Below are 23,255 nucleotides of genomic sequence, written 5' to 3'. Positions count from 1 at the left end.
GAACAGGCCCGCAGCCGCATGCGCGCTTCAGGTGGTACCCGATGCCTTGTTCGCCAGTTTGGTGAGATTTTCAAAGAGGGTGCTGAAGAACGTCTGGATCTGCGTGCTGCCCAATGCGATCAGGACGCCGGCAATCACGGCGGCCAGCAGCCCGTATTCGAGCGCGGTGACGCCATCTTCTTCCCTCAGGAACTTGCGAATCGATGCGTTCATGACGTTTGTCTCCCTCTACCTGTCTGCTGCAGGACACCTGTTGGGCGGTGGCCCGGCTCCGCCGGGATCGTCCGTGGACCTCCGCCCATCCTGGCAGAGGAGGCACAGCGGGACAGACCCGCCATGCTCAAGCAGGGTGATCGTCTCCAGGCGGGACGCTGTTCGCACAGCAACGACCGCGCGGCCCGGAGCCGGTGGTCAATGCGTGGTGCGATACATGCATGGTCATGTCGTCCCCCTGGGCGAGGCCATCGCTGGATGGCCGGATCACCGTGTTATCGACTTTGCCTGAATGGCGGCAAGCTGCAACTGGAACCTATATGCAAATTCGGCAGAATTCCCCGCGCCCTTAAGAATTAAGTCTGGTTCTGTGACGAAAATCCGTTCGTTCGCAAAACGATTCATCGACGTGGAGATAATGTGATCGCGTAATTCTGCGGCATGCGAAAACTGTGCCAATAACGACAATCGCCCCTTCACGTCTGTGTTCCTCTTATTCAATGCAGGGGGGTGTTTACCCTTGCGAATTATCGGGCATACTCGCATTCAAGTATTCGCGTTGCTTTATGGGGTGCGCACGCAGGCAGCGCTGTCCACCCCGAAGATGGAAGCAATTCCAGGAGAGGTGCGCGCCCTGTCGGGCAGTGGGGGCCGCATCGCACGACGGATAATCGGGGGACGACACTGTCATGGTCGATGGTGGGGTGGAAGACAGCGACGACAGCGGCCTGCGGTCGATCGACCTGGCGACGCTGAGCGGCGTGCTTCGTGTGTGTGATGTCGAGCTGCTCCTGCTTGATGGCAACGGGCCACGGGCGGCATTCGCTTCGCGCGTGCATGAAGAAGCGTTGTTCTGCAGCATCAGCTGCGGCTTCCATTGCCGTGGACGGTTCATGCTGCCGCCGGACTGGGCGATGCTGGGGTATCTGCACGCCACCGATGAGACATTGAGCTGGTGCCACGGCGTACCGCTTACCCCCGGAATGGCGCTGACCGTGATGCCCGAGGGTATCAGCGAGTTCACCCTGAGCCCGGGCACGCACATGACGCTGATGCTGGTGCCGGCGGCGCGGGTGCAGCGCAAGCTGACCGAACTCAGCCTCCGCAGCACACCGCCTGCAGGCCAGGCGCTGTCGCTGTTCAACCTTGCCAGCGAGGCCGCACCGCTTGCGCAGCACTACCAGCAACTGCACCTGCAGCTGGGGCAGGGGGCCACCCTGCAGGCGGAAGAGACGGAGAAGCTGCTGCATGAACATGTGCAGGCGCTGCTGGGTGCGGGGGCGGCCGAGCGCCCCGGGTGCAGCCGCGCGCGGCGTACCCATTATCTGATCGCGCAGCGGGCGGAAAACTTCATGCGGCTCAACCTTCGCCGCAATATCTACATGAATGAGATCTGCGACGCCGCGGGTGTCAGCGAGCGTGGGTTGCGCTATGCGTTCGAGGATCTGTTCGGTACGTCGCCCAACCGTTATCTGTCGATGCTGCGGCTGTGTGCAGCCTGCCGCAGCCTGTCGATGGCCGATTCCAGCCGTCGCTCGGTGAAGGCCATTGCCCTCAGTTGTGGCCTATGGGACCTGTCGCGCTTTGCCGACAATTACCGCAAGGTTTTCGGGGAACTCCCGCGCGACACGCTGATGCGTGCGCCTGCGCAGATCGGCCAGCCTGCCTGAGCCCTGTCCCGCAAGGCATTTCCCGTGGTTTCTGCCGGAAATGCATATCCGCTTGCCGATAGGGTTGCCGCTTCTGCATAACCAGCTGCCGATTCCGGTCGTGGATTTGCCGGAATGCGTGATTGCTGTGCCGGAATGAAGTGCGCGGCCCCGGCTGCAGACGCTGAAATGTCAGTCACCTGCCTAGCGGCAAGTCCACTGACATTCCAGTTGTTCGCCTACGGGGGAAATGCTCATGAACCGCATCTACCGGCGTGTATGGAACCGCCAGCTCAATGCTCTGGTTGTGGCCTCGGAACTGGCCACCGGCGACAGCGGCGGCAGCGCTGTCCGCGATCAACGCAGCGCCCTGCTGATACCCACCGCCCTGGCGCTTGCCCTGCTGTGTGTGCTGGCCAGCGGGCACGCAGGAGCATCTGAATCCAATCAATCGTTGCGTGACCTGCAGGCACTCGCTGCGAAGTACGCCCAACCGATGCCGGTCAAGGTGGATGCCGAGGTGGCGTTGGCCGCAGCGGCACGCCAGGCGCAGAGCAGCCCTGCGATCAGTGCCGATGCGCGTGTCGGGCTGCAGTTGAGCACCACTTCGTTGCCGGTGGTGCGTGACGTCCTGCCGGCCACTGTGCAGGTGAAGCTGGCAGCGAACGTCGCGCCGAAGCAGGTCGCCGTCCCGGGTCTTGCCGCGGACGTACGCGCCAATGTCGGTGTGGGAAATGCGGGCGCCAGGAGCGCGCAGGTTGATGCGTCGCTGGCGGCCCATGTAGCGCCAGCGGCGTCACCTCTGGGCCTTGCCGCAGAGGCGCGTGCTGCAGCGGATGCGGGTCTTGCGGGCAGGCAGGTTGCATCGCTCGATACCGGTGCCAAGGCCGCAGCCAGCATCAGCGCTGCACCGGCGGGTGCGCTGCATGGCCTGAGAGCTTCGGTGGATGGTGCGCTGGATTCGAAACTGAAGGTGGCAGGGCATCAGATCGACGGTCAGGGCCAGGCCCGTGCGACGGCGGCGGTCACGCTGCCGGCCAAGGAGGAGTTGCCGGGAGAGACCCATGATCGTGCGATCACTGCAGCCTTTGACGCCGGTGTTGCCGGCAAGGTTCGCGTGCAGGCACCCGACGGCCAGGAAGTGGTGGCCGACAGGAACCTCAAACTGGCGGGGCAGGCAACCGTTGCTGCGCAGAACAGCGCACTGGGTGTCGGTGGTCTGGTCGGTGGCGTGGTAGGCGCTGCTGGCAACGCTGTCGGCGGTGCGCTGAACGGCDCCGTCGGCACYGTCGGCGCGGTGGGTGGTGCGGTTGGCGGCACGCTCAATGGCACCGTTGGCAGCGTGGGTGGTGCGGTGGGTGGCACGCTCAACAACACCGTGGGTGCGGTGGGCGGTGCGGTGAACGGCGCCGTCGGCACTGTCGGTACCACCGTTGGCGGACTGCTCAATGGCGGTTCGGGTTCCGGTGCTGGCCTGGGTGGACTGCTGGGCAATACACTCGGCAACGTCGGCAGCGCCGTCGGCAACCTGCTCAACGGCAACCTCAATGGCACCATCGGCAATCTCGGCAGTGCCGTAGGCGGCCTGGTCGGCGGCACGCTCGGCGGCCTCGGCCTGACCAAGCCTTCGGCGATCCCGCCGACCAGCCCGAAAGCGCCGGCGCCGGCCGATCCGAACGCGGGCCTGATCATCGGCACCGGTGGCCTGGTCGGTAATGTCGGGCAGTTGATCGGCCCGACCACCACCAGCCTGTTCGGCGGCAATGGCTACCTGAGCAACGGCAACCTCAAGCTCAGCAATGCCAACGTGATGCAGACCTATTCGACGGTCAATGTGCTGGGCCTGCCGCTGGTGAATCTGTCACCGGTCGGCAGCACGCTCAATGGCCTCGGCGGCGCCGTTACCGGTGGCAGCTCGCACTTGACCCTGATCGGCGGTGTGACCTCCGACAGCTACATCTACAACATCAACAACGGCAATCCGGGTGGCCTGCTGGGCCTGCTGCTGCCGAAGGATTCACCTGCCTGGGCAGCCAAGTGCCTGGACATCGCCCTGGCCGACATCTCGTGCTGGGCGGTCAACGCGGCGCAGGACTATCAGGTGCTGATGGGTGACGGCGCATTCGCCAATGGTTCGAAGGAGGTGGTGATCGGCGCCAACGCACGCCATGAGCTGCCGAAGGTCGACGCCAACGTTGCGTTCCCGGGTGCCGGCATCAATGACCCGAGCAACCCGACCGGCGTGCCCACCGCGGACTATGCGGCGCGCATGGGCCATTCGGTGATTGTCGGTGACAGCGCCGTGGGTACTGCCAATGGGCAGACGCTGCTGGGCGCCGAGGCCACGTCCAACCAGGCCAATTCGGTCGCCCTGGGCTACCGCTCGGCAGCGCTGCGCGGCGCACAGGCCAGCTACAGCGCCTATGGCCTGACTGCACCGCAGGTTTCCGCAGGTGAAGTCTCGGTAGGTACCGCAGGTGGCGGTGAGCGTCAGATCACCAATGTTGCTGCCGGCAGCGCCAATACCGATGCGGTCAACGTGCTCCAGCTGAAGGGCGCGATCAGCCTGATCGATGACGTGGCGGCGGCAGCGGTCACCTATGACCTGGATGCCGCAGGCAATCCGAATTACCGCCGGGTCACCCTCGGCGCCGGTACCGGCACCACCACCATCGGCAACCTGGCCGGCGGCGCGATCACCGCAGGCAGCCTGGAGGCGGTCAACGGCGGCCAGCTGGCCGGTACCAATGCAGCCATCGCCAGCTTCTTCGGTGGCCGCGCGGCCTTCGATCCGGCCAGCGGTGCCTTCACAGCGCCACTGTTCGAGATCAGCACGATCTCCACCGGCGGCGCCATCGCCAAGGGCCTGTATGAGAACGCCACCGACGCGTTCGCGGCCGTCGATGGCTCGCTGGTCAACCTCAACACGCAGATCACCGACATCCGCAATGGCGGAACCAAATACCTGCGGGTGAACTCCACCGGCACCGAGGCCGTGGCCAGCGGCACCGATTCAATCGCGGTCGGTACCAATGCCCGCGCCACTGCCGCCAACAGCATCGCGGTGGGCGCCGGCAGCCTGGCCGACCGTGCCAACTCGGTCTCGATCGGTGCCGCCGGCGCCGAACGCCAGGTGACCAACATGGCCGCCGGTACCGCGCTGACCGATGCAGTGAACGTGGGCCAGCTGCAGGCCTCGGAGCAGGGCGCCCTGCGCTATGACCTCAACGGCGATGGCAGCGTCAACTATGCCAGCGCAACGCTGGGCCAGACCGGCACGGCCACTACGCTGCGCAATCTCGGCCCGGGCCAGGTCAGCGCCACCAGCAGCGAAGCCATCAACGGCGCCCAGCTGTTCGCCGCCAACCAGGCCGTGGCCACCCACCTCGGTGGTGGTGCAGCGGTCAACGCCAGCGGCGTGCTGACCGCACCGACCTACTCGATCAACAACGTCGCCGCCAACGGCACCGTGACCAAGGGCAGCTACAACGATGTCGGCACCGCCTTCGACGCGGTCAGCAACTCGCTGGCCAACGTCGCCGACCAGACCGATGAGATCGACAAGCTGGCCGTGAAGTACGACGTCGATGGCAGTGGCAACGTGCTCAACAGCGTGACGCTGACGGGTACCGGCACCGGCGCGGTGAAGATCACCAACGTCGCCGCCGGCAGCATCCTGGCCGGCAGCAGTGATGCCATCACCGGCGACCAGCTGTTCAGCACCAACAGCACCGTCGCCAACTACTTCGGTGGCACCACCGCGTACAACGGCACCACCAACGTGTGGACCGCGCCGAAGTTCAGCATCTCCAGCATCGCCACCGACGGCACCTTTACCAGCGGCGACTACAACAATGTCACCGCCGCCTTCACTGCGGTGGACGGCTCGCTGAAGGTCCTCAACCAACGCATCACCAACAACAGCGGTGGCAGTGCCTACCTGGCAGTGAACTCGACCGCAGCGCCTGCAACGGCTGCCGGTGCGGAAGCGGTGGCGGTCGGCCCGCAGGCCAGTGCGGCCGGTGCCAACAGCGTGGCGGTCGGCAACGGCGCCAGCGCCAGTGCCGGCAACAGCGTCGCCCTGGGTGCCGGGTCGGTGGCCAGCGTCGGTGCGCAGAGCGGCTACACCGGCGCCTATGGCCAGACCGGCGCCAGCAACTCGGCCGGTGAGGTTTCGGTCGGCAGCACCGGCAGCGAGCGCAAGATCACCCATGTCGCCGACGGTTCAGATACGTACGACGCAACCAATGTCGGCCAGCTGAAGAACGGCGTGAACTACGCCATCGACGAATCGAAGAAGTACACCGACCAGAAGATCCAGAACATCACCAACGTGGCCGGCAGCTTCCGCGCCAACAACACCAACAACCTGGCCGATCCGTCCGCCAGCGGTGCCAACTCGGCCGCAGGTGGTGCTGGCTCCACCGCCGCCGGTGCCAACTCCACCGCGCTGGGCAATGGCTCGCAGGCGCAGGCCGACAACTCGGTGGCGCTGGGTGCGGGTTCGGTGGCGGACCGGGCCAACACGGTCTCGGTCGGTGCCAGCGGTGCGGAACGCCAGGTGGTCAACGTCGCCGATGGCACGCAGGCGACCGATGCGGTCAATGTCCGCCAGCTGCAGGCGTCGCAGCAGGGCACCATCCGCTATGACACAACGGTCAATGGCGCGACCAACTACAACAGCGTGACCCTGGGCAGTACCACCAGCGGTCCGACCACGGTGCGCAATGTCGCGGCCGGCACTGCGGGCACTGACGCGGTCAACGTCGACCAGCTGAAGTCGGGCATGGCACAGACCCTGGACTGGTCGAAGGCCTACACCGACGAGCGCATGGGCGGCTTCGAGCGCGACCTGCGCAAGACCGACAACCGCGCCTCGGCCGGTATCGCTTCGGCGATGGCCACCGCAGCCCTGCCTCAGCCCAGCGAGGCGGGCCGCAGCATGGCCTCGGTCGCTGCCGGCAGCTACAACGGCGAATCGGGCGTGGCGGTCGGTATCTCCGGTGTCTCCGAGGGAGGGCGCTGGATCTACAAGTTCAGCGGCTCCACCAACAGCCGTGGCGAGGCCGGTGTGGCCGTCGGTGCAGGCATCCAGTGGTGATCCCCGCCGCCGGGCCGCACGCGCGGCCCGGCATCGCGGAAACGTCCAAAGGGGGAATGACATGAAACAGCATCGCATCGCCCGCACCGGCCAGATGGCCGCAGTGCTGGGCCTGGTCCTGGGCATGGGCCTGCTGGCCGCCTGCCGCAGCCATGCGCCAGCCGCCGAAGGTCCTGCCGACACTACCGCCGTGCAGTTCCCGGAGGCCTCGAAGGCCTCGTTGAAGGAAGGCATCTATCCCGACGTCGCCGACCTGCGCCGCTTCGCGCCGGGCATGAGCAAACGCCAGCTGTACACGCTGCTGGGCACGCCGCATTTCAACGAGGGCATGTGGGGCGTGCGCGAGTGGAACTACCTGTTCAACTTCCGCACTGCGCAGGGCGCGGAGTACTTCACCTGCCAGTTCCAGGTGCGATTCGACAGCAAGGGCATCGCCCAGGGTGGCTACTGGAAGCCTGAATCATGTGCGGCGGTGCTGGACCCGCCGCGGCCGCCGGCCCCGCCTGCACCGGCGCCGTTGCCGGAGCAGCCGTTGCGCCTGTCCGCCGATGCGCTGTTCGGTTTCGACAGCGCGGTGCTCAGTGCCGAAGGCCAGCAGGCCGTGCAGGGCGTACTGGCGCAGGTGCGCGAGGCCAGTCAGGTGCAGTCAATCCGGGTGACCGGGTATACCGACCGTATCGGCAGTGACAGCTACAACCAGGCACTGTCGCAGCGACGTGCCGAGGCCGTGCGCAGCGCGCTGGTGCAGGGCGGCGTGCCTGCAGCCAGCATCAGTGCCGAAGGACGCGGCGCGGCCGAGCCGATCGTGCAGTGCGAGCAGCGCAACCGTCGCGAGCTGATCGCCTGCCTGGCGCCGAACCGGCGCGTGCAGATCGCGGGTGTGGCGCAGCCACGCTGAGAATCCTGCGCCGGGGCAAGTCCCCGGCATCCCGAGTCCCCCCTGACCGCCGGCAGGACGTGGCCACGTCTCCCCCGTTGTCCACGCCTGCCGGCGGCTCAGGTTTTCCATGGTGCACGCGATGAACGCCCAATTCCTGCCTCTTTCCATGAAGACGGAAACCACACTGAGTGTGTACGGCCAGCTCGGCAATCATGCGGTGGTGCGCATTCCCGGGCGGCGCCTGCCGGGGTTGATCCTGCAGGCCGATACCGTGGCCGGCTTCCTCGCCCAGCTGCAGGAAGCGCAGGCCTGCCTGCGCAGTGGGCGCGCACAGCGCACCGACGCCGAGCTGGACATGCTGATCGACGTGCTGCAGCAGTGGTATGCGCTGATTGAATCGCGCCTGGCGGACGCCGGCGAGGCGCTGTAGTAGAAAAAGGGGACGGAGGGGATTAAGTCGTTCTTGCCCCGGCTGTGCCGGAAACGACTTAATCCCCTCCGTCCCCTTTTTTGTATCAGGCGCGGGCGCGGACCAGCCAACAGGCGGCATCGACGCGCACACGGTCGCCTTCGATGAAGGGCGCGAACGCGGCCAGCGCCTTGTTTCGAAGTGCGTCGGCGCGGTCTTCGGGCAGATTGCGCAGCGCCAAGCCCAACGGGCCCAGCTTGCCGACATAGGTCGGCAGCTCATCGCGGGCAATCGAGCACGGCAGGTCTACCGCGACCAACTCCACATTCTTCCAGCCGGCGGCCTGCAACAGACGCTGCACGCGCTGGCCATCGGCAAAGGCGAACTGGCCGGGTGCTCCTGGCACGCGTGGGGGTAGATCGAGTTCATCGCCAATGGCACGCTCGGCCGTCGTCATGAATGGGTTCTCCTCTGCGCTGCGCCAGGCGATGAAACGCAGGCCGGCACCCGGTCGCGCGGCGTGGTGCAGGTTGGCGAAGGCCGCGCCGGTATCCTCGAAGAACATCACACCCAGCCGCGACTGGATCCAGTCGAAGTGCGCGGAGGGCAGCGGATGCTGCTGCGCATCGGCCAGGATGAAGTCCGCGTCCAGTCCTGCCGCCTCGGCGCGCTGACGGGCCAGTGCCAGCATTGGCGCGGAGATGTCCAGGCCGGTGCTGTGTGTCGCCGGGCGAGCGGCGGCTGATGCCAGCAGGCTGGCGCCGGTGCCACAGCCGATATCGAGCAGTTGCGTGACGGTTTGCGGAAGCTCGGCCACCAGCAGGTCGGCCATCGGCTGGAACAGACCATCGAGGATGGCCTGCTGGGCGACCCAGATCTGGCCGCCAGGGCCATTCCAGAGCGCATTCTGATCAACGGGGGATGTACTGGCCATGACCTTGTCCTGCCGGGAAGTTGCCCATAGGTTGATGCTTGAAGGCGACTTGAGGTCAAGCCCATGCGTGAACTGGATATCGGCGAGGTGGTGAAGCGCAGTGGCGTGCCGGCCTCGACCCTGCGTTACTACGAGCAGCTCGGGTTGTTGCAGTCGCTGGGCCGTCGCGGCCTGCGCCGGCAGTACGACGATCAGGTGCTGGAGCGCCTGGCGTTGATCGGCCTTGGCCAGTCGGCCGGGTTGTCGCTGCAGCAGATCGGGTTGTCGCTGCCGCCTCAGCACGGATGCATTACGCTGGACCGCGAGGCGCTGCTGGCACAGGCCGATGTGCTGCAGCGGCAGATCATGCAGCTGCAGCGGGTACGCAGGCATCTGCAGCGTGCTGCAGCCTGCCCGCAGGCAGAGGACGCCCGGAAGTGCGGTTCGTTCCGGAAGCTCTTGCGCGCGCAGCAGCGTATGGGCGGGTGAGACGAAGGCATCCACGCAATGCGTGGATGAATCAATCGCGGGTACTGACTTCCCAAGTGGCATGCAGCACGCCGGGAACGTGCTCCATCCGCGCCAGCACCACGTCCAGCTCGTCGGCACTTACTGCGGTACTGACCAGTACTGCGATCACGTCAGTGGGTGCGTCGGCATGCTCGACCAGCTGCACATCGCCGACCGGGTACTGCGCTGCTTCCAGCGCGTCGACCAGACGCTCACGCACCCGCGGCACGGCTTCGGCATCCACGCTCAGGCGCACTTCGTAGGTCGCTTCGGTGGCCGCCTCATTGATCGGAATGCGGTTGATCGCATTTACCAGCGGCCGCAGCAGGGTATTGCCGGCGATGATCAGCACGGTCAGCAGCACGCCCTCGGCCAGCATGTCCGCGCCGGTACAGCTGCCGACCGCCGCCGAGCACCACAGAGTGGCGGCGGTGTTCAGGCCGCGCACGTTCATGCCTTCCTTCATGATCACGCCGGCGCCGAGGAAGCCGACGCCGGAGACCACGTAGGAGATCACCCGCACGGCTTCGGCGCTGCCGGCAATGCGCATGCCCAGGTCGACGAAGGCAGCGGCGCCGACAGCTACCAGCACGTTGGTGCGCAGGCCGGCGGTGCGCTGCCGGTACTGGCGCTCGGCGCCGATCAGCGTGCCCAGCACGAAAGCGGCCAGCAGGCTGACCACGGTGTCGGCGAAAGGGCCGGCCTGGAAGGTTTCGATGAAGCGCATGGCCGGAGTCTACCCCGGCCATGTGACGGTAGATCCACGCCGTGCGTGGATGCCCGGATGGGCCACAAACGACTTAATCCCCTCCGTCCCCTTTTTGGGATCAGTCGGTGTCCTCGACGCGCTCACCCATCAGTTCGCGCTGGCGCTTGTCCAGTTCCTCGGCGTAGCGCTTGCGGACGAAGGCCTCGGAGACCACGCCCAGGACCTGGCCGTCGGTGCTGACCACTGCCAGCTCGTCGGCCTGGGTCTGGTCGAACCGCTGCATCACGCTGACCACATCCGCAGCCGGTGACAGCGAGACGTCGCGGTTCTCAGCCAGCTCGCCGATCGGGGTTTCCGGCTTCACGCCATCGCCGTAGACCCGCGGGATCTGTACGATGCCGGCGTAGTGTCCCTCGCTGTCGATCAGGATCACCCGGGTGCCCGAGCCCAGCGGAAAGCGTTGGCGGAACGCGGCGCTGTCGAGGTCGGCAGGGGCGGTGGCCACGCCCTTGCGCATCAGGCGCCCGGCACTGAGGCTCTGCACCCAGCCGACGTCGCGGGCGCTCTTGATGGTCTCCCCGCGCAGGTGCATGCGCCAGGTCGAGAACGAGTAGCCGAACCACTGCCGCACCAGCGTGCTGGAGACCAGCACCGCGCTCATTACCACGCTGGTCAGCAGGAAGTCGTGGGTGCCTTCCAGCACCAGCATGGCCATGGTCATCGGTGCACCGACCACGGCGGCGGCCAGTGCAGCCATGCCGGCCAGTGCAGCAGACGTGGCGTCGACCACCGGAACGCCGGTGGCCATGCCCAGCAGCCCGGCGAACAGCGCACCGACCAGCGTGCCCATGAACAGCGAGGCGAAGAACAGGCCGCCACGGAAGCCGAAGCCCAGCGAGATGCCCGAGGCCAGGCACTTCAAGGTCAGCAGGCCGCCGATCCAGATCAGTGGCAGGTGGGTGGTCAGGTCCAGGTGCAGCGCGCCGTGTCCGGACGAAAGCACCTGCGGGCTGGCCAGCGCCAGTGGAATCAGCAGCAGGCCACCCACCACCGGCCGGCCCCACGCCGGCAGCGGGCTGCGCTTGACCGTGCCTTCGATGGAGGCGATCAGCCGCATGATGGCAATGCCGACCATCGCGCAGCAGCAGCCGAGCAGGCCGTAGATGGCGTAGTCGGCGGCGCGTACGTCGATGGTCGAGGCGGCAGGCAGCAGATAGGCCTCGATGCCGGCCTGGTCGGCCACGAACGCGCCGGCCAGCGCTGCGACGGCCACCGGTGCCAGCGCAGCGGGGATGTAGGCGCCGATGACGATTTCGAAGGCGTAGAACGCACCGGCCAGCGGCGCACCAAACGCAGCGGCGATGGCACCGGCGGCACCGGCACCGACCAGGATGCGCACGTCGTTGCGACGCAGACGCATCACCCGGCCGAGCTGCGAGCCGCTGCCCGCGCCCATCTGCGTATACGAAGCCTCAAGACCGACCGACGCGCCGCAGCCGTTGGACAGCAGGGTCTGGGTCAGCACGATCAGGTTGTCGCGCATCGACATACGGCCGCCGTGCAGGGCGTTGGCTTCGACCGCATCGAGTAGTGGCCGTTTCAGCCGCGTCGCGGCCAGGCTGACCAGCCCGACCAGCAGGCCACCCAGTGGCAGCACCAGCAGCGCGGTCCAGGTCAGCGAGGGCAGGGAGCTCAGGCGCATGCCGTCGTCCAGCCCGTACAACGTGCCCTGCAGCCAGCGCGCGATGCCCGACTGCAGCAGGGTCAGGTAGCCGGCAATCAGGCCGACCAGCAGCGCCAGTGCGATGAACCACAGATCGCTGCCGCGCAGACGCAGGCGCAGGCCCTGGAAGGCCAGATGCAGGCGCGATGGCGAAGCGGGCGAAGACATGGTGGCGGCATGATACGCCGCCACCGTGAGCGCCACCGTCACCGCATCGGGCGGCTACCGGCTCAGAAGCGGTAGCGGCCCTGCACGTAGAAGGTGCGCGGCGCGGCCACCATGCGCCCGGCATTGCCATCGACGTTGCGGGTGTACCAGCGTTTGTCGGCCAGGTTGTTCACGCCCAGCGCGATCTCGCTGTCACCCAGCCCCGGCACCTGCCAGGCCACCTGGGCATTCCACAGGCGTACGCCCGGCACGCGTCCCACGCGCGCATCGGCGCTCTCGGCCCAGGTGTTGGCGGCGTCGGAGAACTGGCCGCTCTGGTGGGTGCTGGAGACATTGAAGGTCCAGCCGGCCAGCGCGTAGCGGGCGCCGATGCTGTCGGTGTCGCGCGAATAGAACGGTACATCCAGGCCGCGGTTGTCGCCGGACTGCTGGATGGCCTTGGTCCAGGTGTAGTTCGCGTACAGCTCCAGCCCGGCCAGCGCGCTGCTCTCGGCGAAGCGGTATTCGATCGCGCTTTCCACGCCCTTGTGGTCGGTGGCGCCGATGTTCTGGAAGGTGGGTGGGGTGATGCCCGGGACCTGCAGGATCTGGTTGTCGAAGCGCATCTTGAACACGGTCACTTCCGCGCGTAGCGCGCCATCCTGCCAGCGCGCGCCCAGCTCGGTGGTCTTGGCGATTTCCGGGTTCAGCGGGTTGGTTGCGGTCTGCGAGTTCAGCTGGATGTTCTGCACCGGCCCGAACGAGGTGGTGTAGTTGCCGAACACGGTCAGCTGCGGGGTCAGCAGGTAGGCGACGTTGAGCGAGGGCAGGGCCTTGTCGTTGCGGCTGCTGAAGTTGGCGCCGCCACCGGCCTGCTGGCGGTCCATGTCGATCCACTCCATGCGCACGCCGGGCGTGATCCGCCACTGGCCGATGGCGATGCGGTCATCGACGTAGAACGCGTGCGCATCGGTGGCGTTGTCGAAGCGGGTGGTCACGCCGGCCGCACCGGTACGGCGGGTCACGGTGTAGCTGCGGTCATTGCCGCGCTCGCGCAGGAAGCGGTAGCCGGCGGTGATGTCGTGCACGCTGCTGCCCCAGTGCAGGCGCTGGGTGTAGCGTGGTTCGATGCCGAGCACGCGGTAATCGCGCGGCTGCACCGTGATCTGCGTGTTGGCGGCGTTGATCAGCGAGCTGGCGCGGTTGCTTTCGTTGTAGTACGCCAGCACCTCGAGCTCGCTGCTTTCCGACAGCGTGTTGGTGTAGCCCAGGTCGATGCCGGTGCGATGGCCCTTCCAGAAGTCGGTCGGTCGGGTGTTCTGGAACGGATCAGTCTCGTATTGCGCGCGGGTCAGGCCGCCCGGGGTCAGCGAGCGCACGTCGTAGTACGACAGCTTGGCGCGCAGCTCCTGCTGTTCGTCGATGGCGTAGGCGAACTTCAGCGCGAGATCGTTGAAGCGGTCATCGCTGCCCTGGCGCCAGCCGCGGCCATCCTGGCCCGAGTAGAGCAGGGCGGCGCCCAGACCGTTGCTGCCGGTGCCGCCGAGGAAGGCGTTGTACTGGGTGCTGTCACCGCCGCCATGGTCATAGGCGGTGTAGCGCGCCCCGGCTTCGCCGTGCAGGCCGGCCTCGGTGGGAATGGCGCGGGTGCTGAAGTTGATGATGCCGCCCACGTTCTGTGGCCCGTAGCGCACCGCGCCGCCGCCACGCACCACGTCGATCGACTCGATGTTGGACAGGCTGGTCGGTGCGAACGACAGCTGCGGTTGGCCATACGGCGCTACCGCAAGCGGTACGCCGTCCAGCAGTACGGTCGAGCGCGGCGAGTAGCGCCCGGTGAGGCCGCGCACGCCGATGTTCAGCGACACCGAACTGCCTGCGGTGCCGGAGTTGTCGGTGACCTGCACACCCGGAATACGGCGCATGGCATCGCCGATGCTGGCCGCACCGCTGGCCTCGATACGCTGGCGGTCGACCACGGTACGCGCGCCGGCGAAGCTCTTCACGCTGTCATGCAGGCCGGTGCCCAGCCAGCTGCCGGAGACCTGGATGCTGTCCAGCGTGGTGGTGCTGTCTTGGGCGAAGGTGGTGGCGGCCGGGAGCAGGCACAGGGCGAGAGCGGCGGCCAGCGGCAGGAGGGCCGGTTGCGGGGCGAGGATGAGCATCGGTGCAGGTCGTGGAAGGTCGTAAATGAGAATTATTGCTGATTCCATTCGCCAATGGAATGCGCCGCCGGTTCACGCTGTTCCCCCGGTGGTAGAGTGGGCGATTGCTTCCTGACTCGCTGAGATCTGCCATGTCCCAAGCCGCCTTCTACCCCGTCGGAACCCCTGGCCAGCCGTGGGGAGCGGCGGAACGGGAGGCGTGGCGTGGCCGCCAGCAGCGCCTGCGTCGCTATGACGAGGAGGTGCTGCCGCGCATCGAAGCGCTGGCTTCGCGCTTCGACAAGGTGGCCTATGGCCAGCTCGACTACGCTGGCGAGACCTACACCCTGTTCGCCCTGCGCAGCCGCGACTGGAACCCGGCGTTGCCGGCCGCGCTGGTTACCGGCGGCGTGCACGGCTACGAAACCAGCGGCGTGATGGGCGCGCTGGAGTTCCTCGAGAAGCACGCCGTCGACTATGCCGGCAAGGCCAACCTGCTGGTGGCGCCGTGCGTGAACCCGTGGGGTTTCGAGCGCATCAACCGCTGGAACTTCGATGCGATCGATCCGAACCGCAACTTCCGCGCCGATGGCCCGGCGCGTGAATCGACCGCCGTCATTGACCTGATCGCGCCGTACAAGGGTCAGTTCGTGCTGCATGTCGACCTGCACGAAACCACCGACAGCGACGAAAGCGAGTTCCGGCCGGCGCTGGCCGCACGTGATGGCAAGCCGTTCGAACCGGGCCTGATTCCCGATGGCTTCTACCTGGTGGACGACAGCGAGAACCCGCAGCCGGCCTTCCAGCAGGCGGTGATCGCCGAGGTGGAAAAGGTGACCCATATCGCCCCGGCCGACGACAAGGGCGAGATCATCGGTTCGCCGGTGGTGGCCCACGGCGTGATCGAGTACCCGCTGGTGAAGCTGGGCCTGTGTGCGGGCATCACCGGTGCGACCTACACCACCACCACCGAGGTCTACCCGGACAGCCCGCGCGCCACCCCGCAGCAGTGCAACGACGCCCAGGTGGCGGCGGTGTGCTCGGCGCTGGATTACGCGCTCGCCCATCGTTGATCGGTAGTGCCGGCCGCDGGCCGGCAACCACGGGACACTGGGATTGTCGGCCWGCGGCCGGCACTACCTCATCCAAGCGTGTCGGCCCACCATAGGGCGGCTGGCCCCGGCGGTGTGTCGCGGCGCCACAGCAGGTCGCTGTGGATGCGTCGTGGCCAGCCGGGCAGGGTCAGCTCGACCAGCTGCCCGCGGTCGTAGCGCTGTACCAGTGCCCGTGGCAGCTCGGCCCAGCCGATGCCGTCTTCGGCCATCTCCATCACCATCAGGTAGTCGGTGGCGGTCCACGCCAGCCCTGTTGCCGCCCGCGCATGGTCGACCTCCGCGCTCAATCGCACCTGCCGGTACCGTGCCAGCTGGGCCGACGCATGGCGGCCGGCGTCGGCCAGCGGATGTCCGCGCGCCACATACACCGACAGTTCGCTGTGGTGGGCCAGGGGGCGCGCCACCAATCCATCCGGATAGCGTTCCTGGCAGGGCAGCAGGCCCAGCGCGGCCCGACCACTGCCGACCAGTTCCAGCACGTCTCCGCCTTCGGCATCCAACCATTCCAGTTCGATCTCGGGGAACGCTTCTGCAAAGCGCTGCAACACGCGCTGCTCCGGATCGAGCTGATAGACGTCGGAGAACACCACGGTCAGCCGCGCTTCGACCGGTGCGGCCAGCCGCACGCTCAGCTGCTGCAGACGGGCGTCGGCGGCGAGGATTTCCTGGGCATGGCCGAGCACCTGGCGCCCGGCTTCGGTCAGCTGCGGGTAGCGGCCGCTGCGGTCGAACAGGCTGACGCCGAGGTCCGCCTCCAGGTGGGCGATGGCGGTGCTGACCGTCGATTGGGTCTTGCGCAGGCGGCGCGCCGCCGCCGAGAACGAGCCCAGCGCCGCGGCTTCCACGAAGGCCTGCAGGGATTCAGGGGAGTAGGGCATTGATCCATCGCTCCTGTCGATGGAATCCATTTTGTTGCCACCGTAAAAGACGATGATACTGGCCGCCGTCGCCCCTGTCTGCGGGGCGTTCCAGATCATCCACGCAGGGCGTGGATCTATTGATGGCGGGGCGCGGTCTCCGTCCCGCAAGGAGTTTCACATGTCCCGTATTGTTCCTGCCCGTGGCGCGCTGGTCGCCTGGGCCTGCCTGACCGTGGCGATCGTTGCCGAAGTGGTCGGCACCTCGTTCATGGCCCAAGCCGCCCGCGACGGCGGCTGGACCGGCTACCTGATCATGGCCGGCGCGTTGGCGCTGTCCTATTACTTCCTGGCCCTGTCGGTCCGCCGCATCGCGGTTGGTGTCGCCTATGCGGTGTGGGAAGGCCTGGGCCTGACCCTGCTGACCGTGGTCGGCCTCACCGTGTTCGGCGAGAGCCTGTCGCTGCAGCAGCTGGCCGGCCTCGTGCTGGCGGTGGTCGGCATCGTCTGTGTCACCCTCGGGGAGGCGCACTGATGAATACCCTGGCCCTGTTTTTCGTGATCTGTTCTGCGCTGATCGACGTTGCCGCCAACATGATGGTGGCCAAGTCGGAGGGCTTCCGCCGCTGGCGCTGGGGTGTCGGCGCGATCGTCATGGTCTGGATCGCCTTCGCCCTGCTGGGCCAGGCGGTGCGCTACATGGACCTGGCCACCGCCTATGCGATGTGGGGTGCGATCGGCGTGATCGGTACCGCCACCTGCGGTCGCCTGCTGTTCGGCAACCGCCTGCGGGCGATCGGTTGGGTCGGCATCGCGCTGGTCACCGTGGCGGTGCTCCTGCTGAGTACTGCGAAGTAGCGATTCGCTGTGCCAACCAAGGTTGGCACCTACCAGTGCTGAGTCGCTGTGCCAACCAGGGTTGGCATCTGCCAGTGCTGCGTTGCTGAGCCAACCAGGGTTGGCATCTGCCAGTGCTGAGTCGCTGTGCCAAACAGGGGTGGCATCCGCCAGACCGTAAGGTGCCGCAAGCAAGCGCCCCGGGGGAAGATTTCTCCGGGGCGCTGTCATATCCGCGGGGCTTAGAAACGTGCGGTGAAATTCAACCGCGTGGTCCGGCCTGGGCCGGGCATCAGGCTCATTGCCAGCGTGTCCATGTAGTAGGTGTTGCGCAGGTTGCTGACCACCAGTTCCACTTCGGTCTTCGGCGTGAACTGCCAGCGCGCGTAGAAGTCATAGATCGCGGTGGGCAGGTAGATGTTCTGCAGGCCGGTCGAGCCGGTGGTGTTCCAGGGCTTGTCCAGTTCATGGGTGGGGCCGCTGTTGTAGGTGCGGCGGATGCCGGTATCCAGCCGCTTGTCGAACAGGCGGAAGCCCAGCGTACTGTGGATCGAGTACTTCGGCGGATTCTGTGCGTTGACGAACGAGGTACCGAAGCCGCCGTCCACGCAGTCCGGCGTGGTGTCCAGCTTGCTCCATTTCGCATAGGGGCCTTCGCGCAGGCGCTTGGCGGTAGCGGCGTCGCAGGTGCGCGCGCGCTGGTAGTAGCTGGCCGACAGGTCCAGGTAGGCGATGCCAGCGTCATAGCCGGACTGCAGTTCGTAGCCGGACACCGTGTAGTTGTCCACGTTGTCGACGTAGAAGGCCCAGTTGCTGGAGTCAAAGCGGCGGGTGATCGCGTTGTCGATATCGTTCTTGAACCAGGCCACCTTGAACGCCAGGCGGTCGCCGTCGCGCCACAGATCCTGCTTGAGCAGGCTGAAGCCGATGTCCCAGGAGCGGTTCTTCTCCGGCTTCAGGTCGGCCACCGGTGCCGAGGTGCTGTTGCCCAGTGTCGATTCGAACAGGCTGGGCATCTTCCAGCCCTGCGCGTACTTCACGTAGAAGAACATGTCCTGGTCGAGGTTGAAGCGGGCCTCGGCATAGGGTGCGAAGCCGTGGCCGGAACGGCGGATCGCCGGCTTGTAGCCCCACGCGGTGGGAATCTGCTTGGTGTAGAAACCGTTGGCGCCGCGCGGGTCGGGAATGAATCCGTCGAAGTCGTAGCTCTGGCCCAGCGTGCTGTCGCCGTACGGCGTGGCCCGCAGCGAGTCATAGGTGTAGTTGCCCTGCGCATCCGGGTACCACTCCTTGTACCAGCCCGGCAGCAGCTGTCCGCCCTTGCTCAGACGTGCGAAGGTGTAGCGCAGGTCGCGCGATTCACTGACAAAGGCCACGCGGTTGCGGTCGCGGGTGCGGTAGTCGATGAAGCGGCCGCCTGCGGTCAGCGACAGCCAGTCCCACGGCTGCCACTGCAGCGAGGCGACAACGCTGGCTTCGCGGCGCGTGCCCGAGCGCAGGTAACGGTTGTTGTTGTAGTCCACCGGCAGCACCGGCGAATTCGGTGCGGTGTCCTCGTGCTGGAAAGAAGCGCCATAGCGCAGCGTCCAGTCGCCCAGGCTGTTGTTGAAGCGGGTGGTGTTGCTGCTGTCCACGCCCCAGCGCCGGGTCTTCACGTCCGACTGCAGGCCCGGACCATAGGTTTCACCCAGCGTGTCCGGCATCTGGTCGTTGGGCACGTCCTTGAACAGCGGCGTGTTGGCGATGTTGCTGTTGAACATGCGGCTGGTGGCGGTGGTGAACCACAGCGTGCTGCTCAGGTCCAGCCACGGGTGTGCCTCGGGCCGGTAGCGGTGGCGCAGCGAGGTGGCGTTGAGCCGCATCTTCCCGGGCTCGAACTGGAACATGGTGTTGGCCTTGTCCACATAGGTCACCCATTCGTTGGACTCGCCGACACGGCCGATCGCCGACGGCATGATCTCGCCGAAGCTGGAGTTGAAGTAACGGTGGCTCAGCTCCAGGCGCTGGTCGGGGTTGGGCGTCCAGGTGAATTTCAGCAGCGCCGATTCGTTGTCGGTGTGCGTGTTGAGTACCTCGTCGCCCGGGTGGTACATGTCCGAGACCGCCTGGCTGGACATGCCGGTACCGCCGCTGGACAGGTGCTGGTCGTCGTAGCGGTGCGCGCCGTTGCTGCCGGCGAAGTAGTTGCCCTGGCGGCGCCGCGCATAGGCGGCCACCAGCTGCCAATCCTCGCCACGCTGGGCGAAGGCCACGCTGCCGTTCCAGTCCCGCGGATCACGCAGGCTGTTGCGGTTGTCGCTGCCGCGCGCGATCTGCTTGAACGTGTGGGTGCGGTCGATGCTGTTGTCGGCCACGCCGCCGCGCACACGCAGGCCCCACGCCTGGCCGTCGTTGAGGATGTCATCGACGTTCAGCGTTTCCATGTAGACAACGCCGCCGATCGCACTGGCGGCGTTGGCGGCCAGGCTCGGTCCCTTTTCGATGCTGACCGAGCTGATCAGGTCCGGGTCGAGGTAGCTGCGTTGCTGCACGCCGGCATAGCCGCGGTACACGTCGATGGCCTGCTGGCCGCCGTCGATGATCACCGGCACCCGGTTCTGGCCCTGAAGGCCACGGATGTTCACGTCCAGCGCACCGCCGTTGCGCACGTCAGCGGTATGCACGCCGACCGCACCGGCCAGCACATCACCGATCGACTGGCCGCGGAACCGCTCAAGTTGCTGGCGGTCCAGGTGCACGCGCGAGCCGCTGTCGCGGTAGACCGCATCGGCATCGGCCAGGCCCCACGGCGAAGCACCTTCGCTGGCCTGGCCGGCGACCCGCAACGTGCCGATCTGGCGCACACCGGCTTCAGCTGCTGGCGCGGGTTGCAACACCACGCCGCTGGCATCGCGCTGGAAGGTCAGGCCGGTACCGGCCAGCAGCTGTGCCAATGCCGCATCGGTATCGAGTGTGGCCTGTACGCCATTGCTGTGGCGACTACGGGTCAGGCGTGCATCGGCGGCGATGGACAGCCCCGATTGCTGGCCGAACGCGGTCAGGGCCTGATCGAGCGGGCCGGCGGCGATCTGCCAGCGGACCGTAGCGGTGGACACCTGTGCGTGGGCAGCGGCCGGCAGCAGGGCGGGCGTGGCCAGGGCCAGGCACAGGGCAATGGCCAGAGGGCGAGGGGAAGGGCAAGGCAGTTTCATGGAGGCGGCAACATCCGCAATGGGTTCCCCTGTACTGCCCGGTGAGCGCGAAAAAGGGGAACCGCGTTTTCAGAGCGGACGCACGACGGTCCACCACGGCCAGCGCTGTTCGACGCGGATCGGCAAGGCGCGTGCCAGTAACTGCAGGGACTGGGCGCTGTCCAGCCGCGGCAGGACAGCGGTGACGTTCAGTGCGGCGAGGCGAGGATCACAGCCGAGATAGCCGCGATGGTGGCGGGCAAGCTCGTTGATCACCCGGATCAACGGCATGTTCTGCACCTGCAGGCGTCCGTCCTGCCAATCCCCGCGCAGCGGATCCGCTTCAAGCGGAACGAGCCCGCCCATCGGGCCGATCTGCGCGGCGCTGCCGGCGGGTACATCCCGTGCGGTGCCGAACTGCGGCAGGCAGCGCACCACGCCTTCAAACACATCCAGGCGGCTTCCCTGTGCCTCGCGGCCTACCGCGAAACGGGTGCCGATCGGCTGCAGGCGCGCGCCGGGCACGTGCACGGTCAACGGCAGGCCAGCATAGGCGGGGTGGTGGCCGGTCTGCAGCAGCAGTTCGCCGCGCAGCAGGTGCACCGCGCGGCGGCCGCTATCGAAGTCGATGGCTGCTTCGCCGTCAGCGTTGAGCCAGAGCTGGCTGCCATCGGCCAGCGTCCAGTGCCCGGTCTGGCCGGAGGCGGTGCGCAGGGTCTGCAATCCACGCTGGAGCTGCAGCCCGCGCAGACCCAGCAGCGAGACGCCACCGATGGCGAGGGCGCCGCCCAGTCCGCGCAGCGCCTGGCGACGGCGGAGGCCTGCCGCGCCCAGTGCCTTCGCGGCCGCAGGGGCCGACAGCGGTGCGAACGATTGCCAGACCGATTCGACTCGCTGCCACGCATCGGCGTGGCGGGCGTCGGCCTGCAGCCATGCGTGCCAGTGTTGCTGCTCGTCGTCACTCCAGCCCTGCTGGCGCAACGCGAACCACTCGGCGGCCTGTTCCAGCGCCGGGCTGGCCAACGCAGCGCTCATGCTGCGGCGTCGCCGGACAGGCGCAGGCAATGCAGCATCGCCTGTGCCATGTACTTCTTGACCATCCGCTCGGACACGCCCAGCTGCTGGCCGATCTCTGCATAGCCGAGGCCGGACAGTCGCGCCAGCAGGAAGGCACGTCGAGGCCGTTCGGCCAGCCCGGCCAGCATGTCGGCGATGGCGTGCAGCAGCTGCAACGCCTGCGCGCGCTCCTCGGCCGAGGGATGCACCAGCTCCGGCTGCGCAGCCAGTGCGGCCAGATAGGCGCGCTCCAGATCCGCGCGCTGCCAGTGGTTGACCAGCAGGGCGTGCGCGATGGTGCTGAGGTAGGCGCGTGGCAGCCGCAGTTCGGACGGATCGACGCGACGGCTGAGCAGGCGCAGGAAGGTGTCCTGGGTCAGGTCGGCGGCGCAGTCGGCATTGTGGGTGCGGCGGCGCAGCCAGCCCAGCAGCCAGCCATGGTGTTCGCGGTAGAACCCCGCCAGCGCAGTGCTGGAGGTGGCGGGCACGGCCATGGGTATGGATCATTAATGAGAATGATTCCCATTATAGGGTGATCGAGCGGCGCACGACAAATCCCGCGCACGCAGCAGAGGGAGATCGCCGGATTTGCGATGCCCGGCGCGCTCACCGACACTGCGGTTTTCCGCACGGAGTGCCCGCATGTTCAGCCACGTCACCGTTGGGACCAACAACATGGATGTCGCGCATCGCTTCTACGATGCGCTGTTCACCGCCTTGGGCGCACGCCCGGGCATCTTCGATGACAAGGGCAGGCTGGTGTACTTCAAGGATGGCCGCATGTTCATCGTCACCGCGCCGATCGATGGGCAACCGGCATGCCACGCCAACGGCGGCACCATCGGCTTCACCCTCGACAATGCCGAGGCCGTGCGCGGCTGGCAGGATGCTGGCGTCGCCCATGGCGGCACCGCCATCGAAGAGCCGGCCGGCATCCGCAGCATGGCCGGTCGCCAGCTGTTCCTGGCCTACCTGCGCGATCCCGATGGCAACAAGCTGTGCGCGGTGCATGTGATGACCTGAACACAACGCAGGCTACGATCCGGGACTTCCGACCGATGCGGCCTTTCCGCCGATGAGTACAATCGGCCGCGCCTGCCAACGAACGGCGGGCGCCGGATGAGACGGAACTCGATGACCCGATTGCTGCTTGTGGAAGACGATCTGAAGCTGGCCGGCCTGGTCGGCCGTTACCTGCAACCCCACGGCTATATCGTGCACTGCGTGCACGACGGCAGCCAGGCCTGCGCGGCCGTGCAGGCGTTTCAACCGGAGGTGGTGGTGCTGGACCTGATGTTGCCGGGCCGCGATGGCCTCCAGGTCTGCCGCGATCTTCGCGACTTCTGCAATGTACCGGTGCTGATGCTGACCGCGCGCGACAACGCGCTGGACCATGTTCTGGGTCTGGAGTCCGGCGCCGATGATTATGTGATCAAACCGGTGGAGCCGCCGGTGCTGCTGGCACGCCTGCGCGCGCTGCTGCGCCGCCCGGCGCAACGCCAGCCCAACGAGCAGCGGTTGCGCTTCGATACGCTGGACATCGACCGTCGTAGCCGCAGGGTGCAGCTGGGCGACCGTCGCCTGGAGCTGACCACAGGCGAGTTCGAGATGCTGTGGACGCTGGCCAGCCGCAGTGGCGAAGTCCTCAGCCGTGACGATCTGCTCAACAGCGTGCGCGGCATCGATTTCAACGGGCTGGATCGAAGCGTAGACATGTGCGTAAGCAAGCTGCGGCGCAAGCTGCAGGACGATCCGCGCGATCCGGTCAGGATCAAGACCGTGCGCGGTCAGGGTTATCTGTTCCTGCCGGCCGGGGCCTGAC

General features: G+C 66.9%; 19 protein-coding genes. 10 read left to right on the top strand and 9 right to left on the bottom strand.

What is annotated here, in order from left to right; genetic code table 11:
- Positions 1-27: 27 nt before the first annotated feature.
- Positions 28-213, bottom strand: coding sequence for a Flp family type IVb pilin (locus D7Y61_RS12945; RefSeq protein WP_180866592.1), 186 nt, complete (start codon positions 211-213; stop codon positions 28-30).
- Positions 214-902: 689 nt separating this feature from the next.
- Here D7Y61_RS12945 and D7Y61_RS12940 point away from each other — a divergent pair.
- From D7Y61_RS12940 to D7Y61_RS12925, 4 genes are all read left to right on the top strand, one after another.
- Complete coding sequence (locus D7Y61_RS12940; RefSeq protein WP_180866590.1) at positions 903-1,883, top strand: AraC family transcriptional regulator; 981 nt, start codon at positions 903-905, stop codon at positions 1,881-1,883.
- Positions 1,884-2,118: 235 nt separating this feature from the next.
- Complete coding sequence (locus tag D7Y61_RS12935) at positions 2,119-6,963, top strand: YadA-like family protein (RefSeq protein ID WP_180866588.1); 4,845 nt, start codon at positions 2,119-2,121, stop codon at positions 6,961-6,963.
- A 61-nt stretch (positions 6,964-7,024) separates the two neighbouring features.
- Positions 7,025-7,861 (top strand): OmpA family protein, encoded by an 837-nt coding sequence (locus D7Y61_RS12930; RefSeq protein ID WP_180866586.1) that lies wholly within the window; start codon positions 7,025-7,027, stop codon positions 7,859-7,861.
- A 121-nt stretch (positions 7,862-7,982) separates the two neighbouring features.
- The gene (locus D7Y61_RS12925) at positions 7,983-8,273 is read left to right on the top strand and encodes a DUF6959 family protein (RefSeq protein WP_019659952.1); all 291 of its coding nucleotides are present in this window, start codon (positions 7,983-7,985) and stop codon (positions 8,271-8,273) included.
- An 85-nt stretch (positions 8,274-8,358) separates the two neighbouring features.
- Here D7Y61_RS12925 and D7Y61_RS12920 read toward each other — a convergent pair whose 3' ends face one another.
- A complete protein-coding gene (locus D7Y61_RS12920; protein WP_180866585.1) occupies positions 8,359-9,186 on the bottom strand; it encodes a class I SAM-dependent methyltransferase in 828 nt (275 codons plus the stop codon).
- Positions 9,187-9,249: 63 nt separating this feature from the next.
- Between D7Y61_RS12920 and D7Y61_RS12915 the strand changes: the two genes are divergently transcribed.
- Entirely contained in the window at positions 9,250-9,654 is a 405-nt protein-coding gene (locus D7Y61_RS12915; protein ID WP_180866584.1) for a MerR family transcriptional regulator, read from the top strand.
- Between the two features lie 31 nt (positions 9,655-9,685).
- On the opposite strand, the gene D7Y61_RS12910 is transcribed toward D7Y61_RS12915, so the two are convergent.
- The 3 genes from D7Y61_RS12910 to D7Y61_RS12900 form a co-directional block, all read right to left on the bottom strand.
- Positions 9,686-10,402: an MgtC/SapB family protein gene (locus D7Y61_RS12910; RefSeq protein WP_010485159.1), complete on the bottom strand. Its 717-nt coding sequence runs from the start codon at positions 10,400-10,402 to the stop codon at positions 9,686-9,688.
- Positions 10,403-10,502: 100 nt separating this feature from the next.
- Complete coding sequence (locus D7Y61_RS12905; RefSeq protein WP_219627917.1) at positions 10,503-12,275, bottom strand: chloride channel protein; 1,773 nt, start codon at positions 12,273-12,275, stop codon at positions 10,503-10,505.
- A 62-nt stretch (positions 12,276-12,337) separates the two neighbouring features.
- Entirely contained in the window at positions 12,338-14,419 is a 2,082-nt protein-coding gene (locus D7Y61_RS12900; RefSeq protein ID WP_180866582.1) for a TonB-dependent receptor family protein, read from the bottom strand.
- 131 nt (positions 14,420-14,550) lie between these two features.
- Here D7Y61_RS12900 and D7Y61_RS12895 point away from each other — a divergent pair, with 131 nt between their 5' ends.
- On the top strand, positions 14,551-15,471 hold the full coding sequence (locus D7Y61_RS12895) for a M14 family metallopeptidase (RefSeq protein ID WP_180866581.1): 921 nt from the start codon (positions 14,551-14,553) through the stop codon (positions 15,469-15,471).
- A 68-nt stretch (positions 15,472-15,539) separates the two neighbouring features.
- On the opposite strand, the gene D7Y61_RS12890 is transcribed toward D7Y61_RS12895, so the two are convergent.
- Positions 15,540-16,391, bottom strand: coding sequence for a LysR family transcriptional regulator (locus D7Y61_RS12890; RefSeq protein WP_180866580.1), 852 nt, complete (start codon positions 16,389-16,391; stop codon positions 15,540-15,542).
- Positions 16,392-16,551: 160 nt separating this feature from the next.
- Between D7Y61_RS12890 and D7Y61_RS12885 the strand changes: the two genes are divergently transcribed.
- Together D7Y61_RS12885 and D7Y61_RS12880 are read left to right on the top strand one after the other, a co-directional pair.
- The gene (locus D7Y61_RS12885; protein ID WP_180866579.1) at positions 16,552-16,905 is read left to right on the top strand and encodes an SMR family transporter; all 354 of its coding nucleotides are present in this window, start codon (positions 16,552-16,554) and stop codon (positions 16,903-16,905) included.
- Positions 16,905-17,228 (top strand): DMT family transporter, encoded by a 324-nt coding sequence (locus D7Y61_RS12880; protein WP_180866577.1) that lies wholly within the window; start codon positions 16,905-16,907, stop codon positions 17,226-17,228. The genes D7Y61_RS12885 and D7Y61_RS12880 overlap by 1 nt, the downstream gene beginning before the upstream one ends.
- Before the next feature lie 221 nt (positions 17,229-17,449).
- Here the strand turns inward: D7Y61_RS12880 and D7Y61_RS12875 are convergent, their stop codons facing one another.
- The 3 genes from D7Y61_RS12875 to D7Y61_RS12865 form a co-directional block, all read right to left on the bottom strand.
- Positions 17,450-20,398: a TonB-dependent receptor gene (locus D7Y61_RS12875; protein WP_180866575.1), complete on the bottom strand. Its 2,949-nt coding sequence runs from the start codon at positions 20,396-20,398 to the stop codon at positions 17,450-17,452.
- A gap of 69 nt (positions 20,399-20,467) precedes the next feature.
- Complete coding sequence (locus D7Y61_RS12870) at positions 20,468-21,412, bottom strand: FecR family protein (protein WP_180866573.1); 945 nt, start codon at positions 21,410-21,412, stop codon at positions 20,468-20,470.
- On the bottom strand, positions 21,409-21,927 hold the full coding sequence (locus tag D7Y61_RS12865; protein ID WP_180866571.1) for a sigma-70 family RNA polymerase sigma factor: 519 nt from the start codon (positions 21,925-21,927) through the stop codon (positions 21,409-21,411). The genes D7Y61_RS12870 and D7Y61_RS12865 overlap by 4 nt, the downstream gene beginning before the upstream one ends.
- Positions 21,928-22,075: 148 nt before the next feature.
- Between D7Y61_RS12865 and D7Y61_RS12860 the strand changes: the two genes are divergently transcribed.
- Positions 22,076-22,456, top strand: a complete 381-nt coding sequence (locus D7Y61_RS12860) for a VOC family protein (RefSeq protein WP_180866569.1) — start codon at positions 22,076-22,078, stop codon at positions 22,454-22,456.
- Positions 22,457-22,567: 111 nt separating this feature from the next.
- Positions 22,568-23,254 carry a winged helix-turn-helix domain-containing protein gene (locus D7Y61_RS12855; protein ID WP_180866567.1) on the top strand — a complete coding sequence of 229 codons (687 nt, stop codon included), beginning with the start codon at positions 22,568-22,570 and terminating at the stop codon, positions 23,252-23,254.
- Position 23,255: the final 1 nt, after the last annotated feature.

The sequence above is a fragment of the Stenotrophomonas maltophilia genome (genome assembly GCF_013464485.1).
Classification (GTDB): domain Bacteria; phylum Pseudomonadota; class Gammaproteobacteria; order Xanthomonadales; family Xanthomonadaceae; genus Stenotrophomonas; species Stenotrophomonas maltophilia_AW.
Note: the sequence above shows the minus strand (reverse complement) of the source record. Positions and strands in the feature narration are given on the sequence as shown.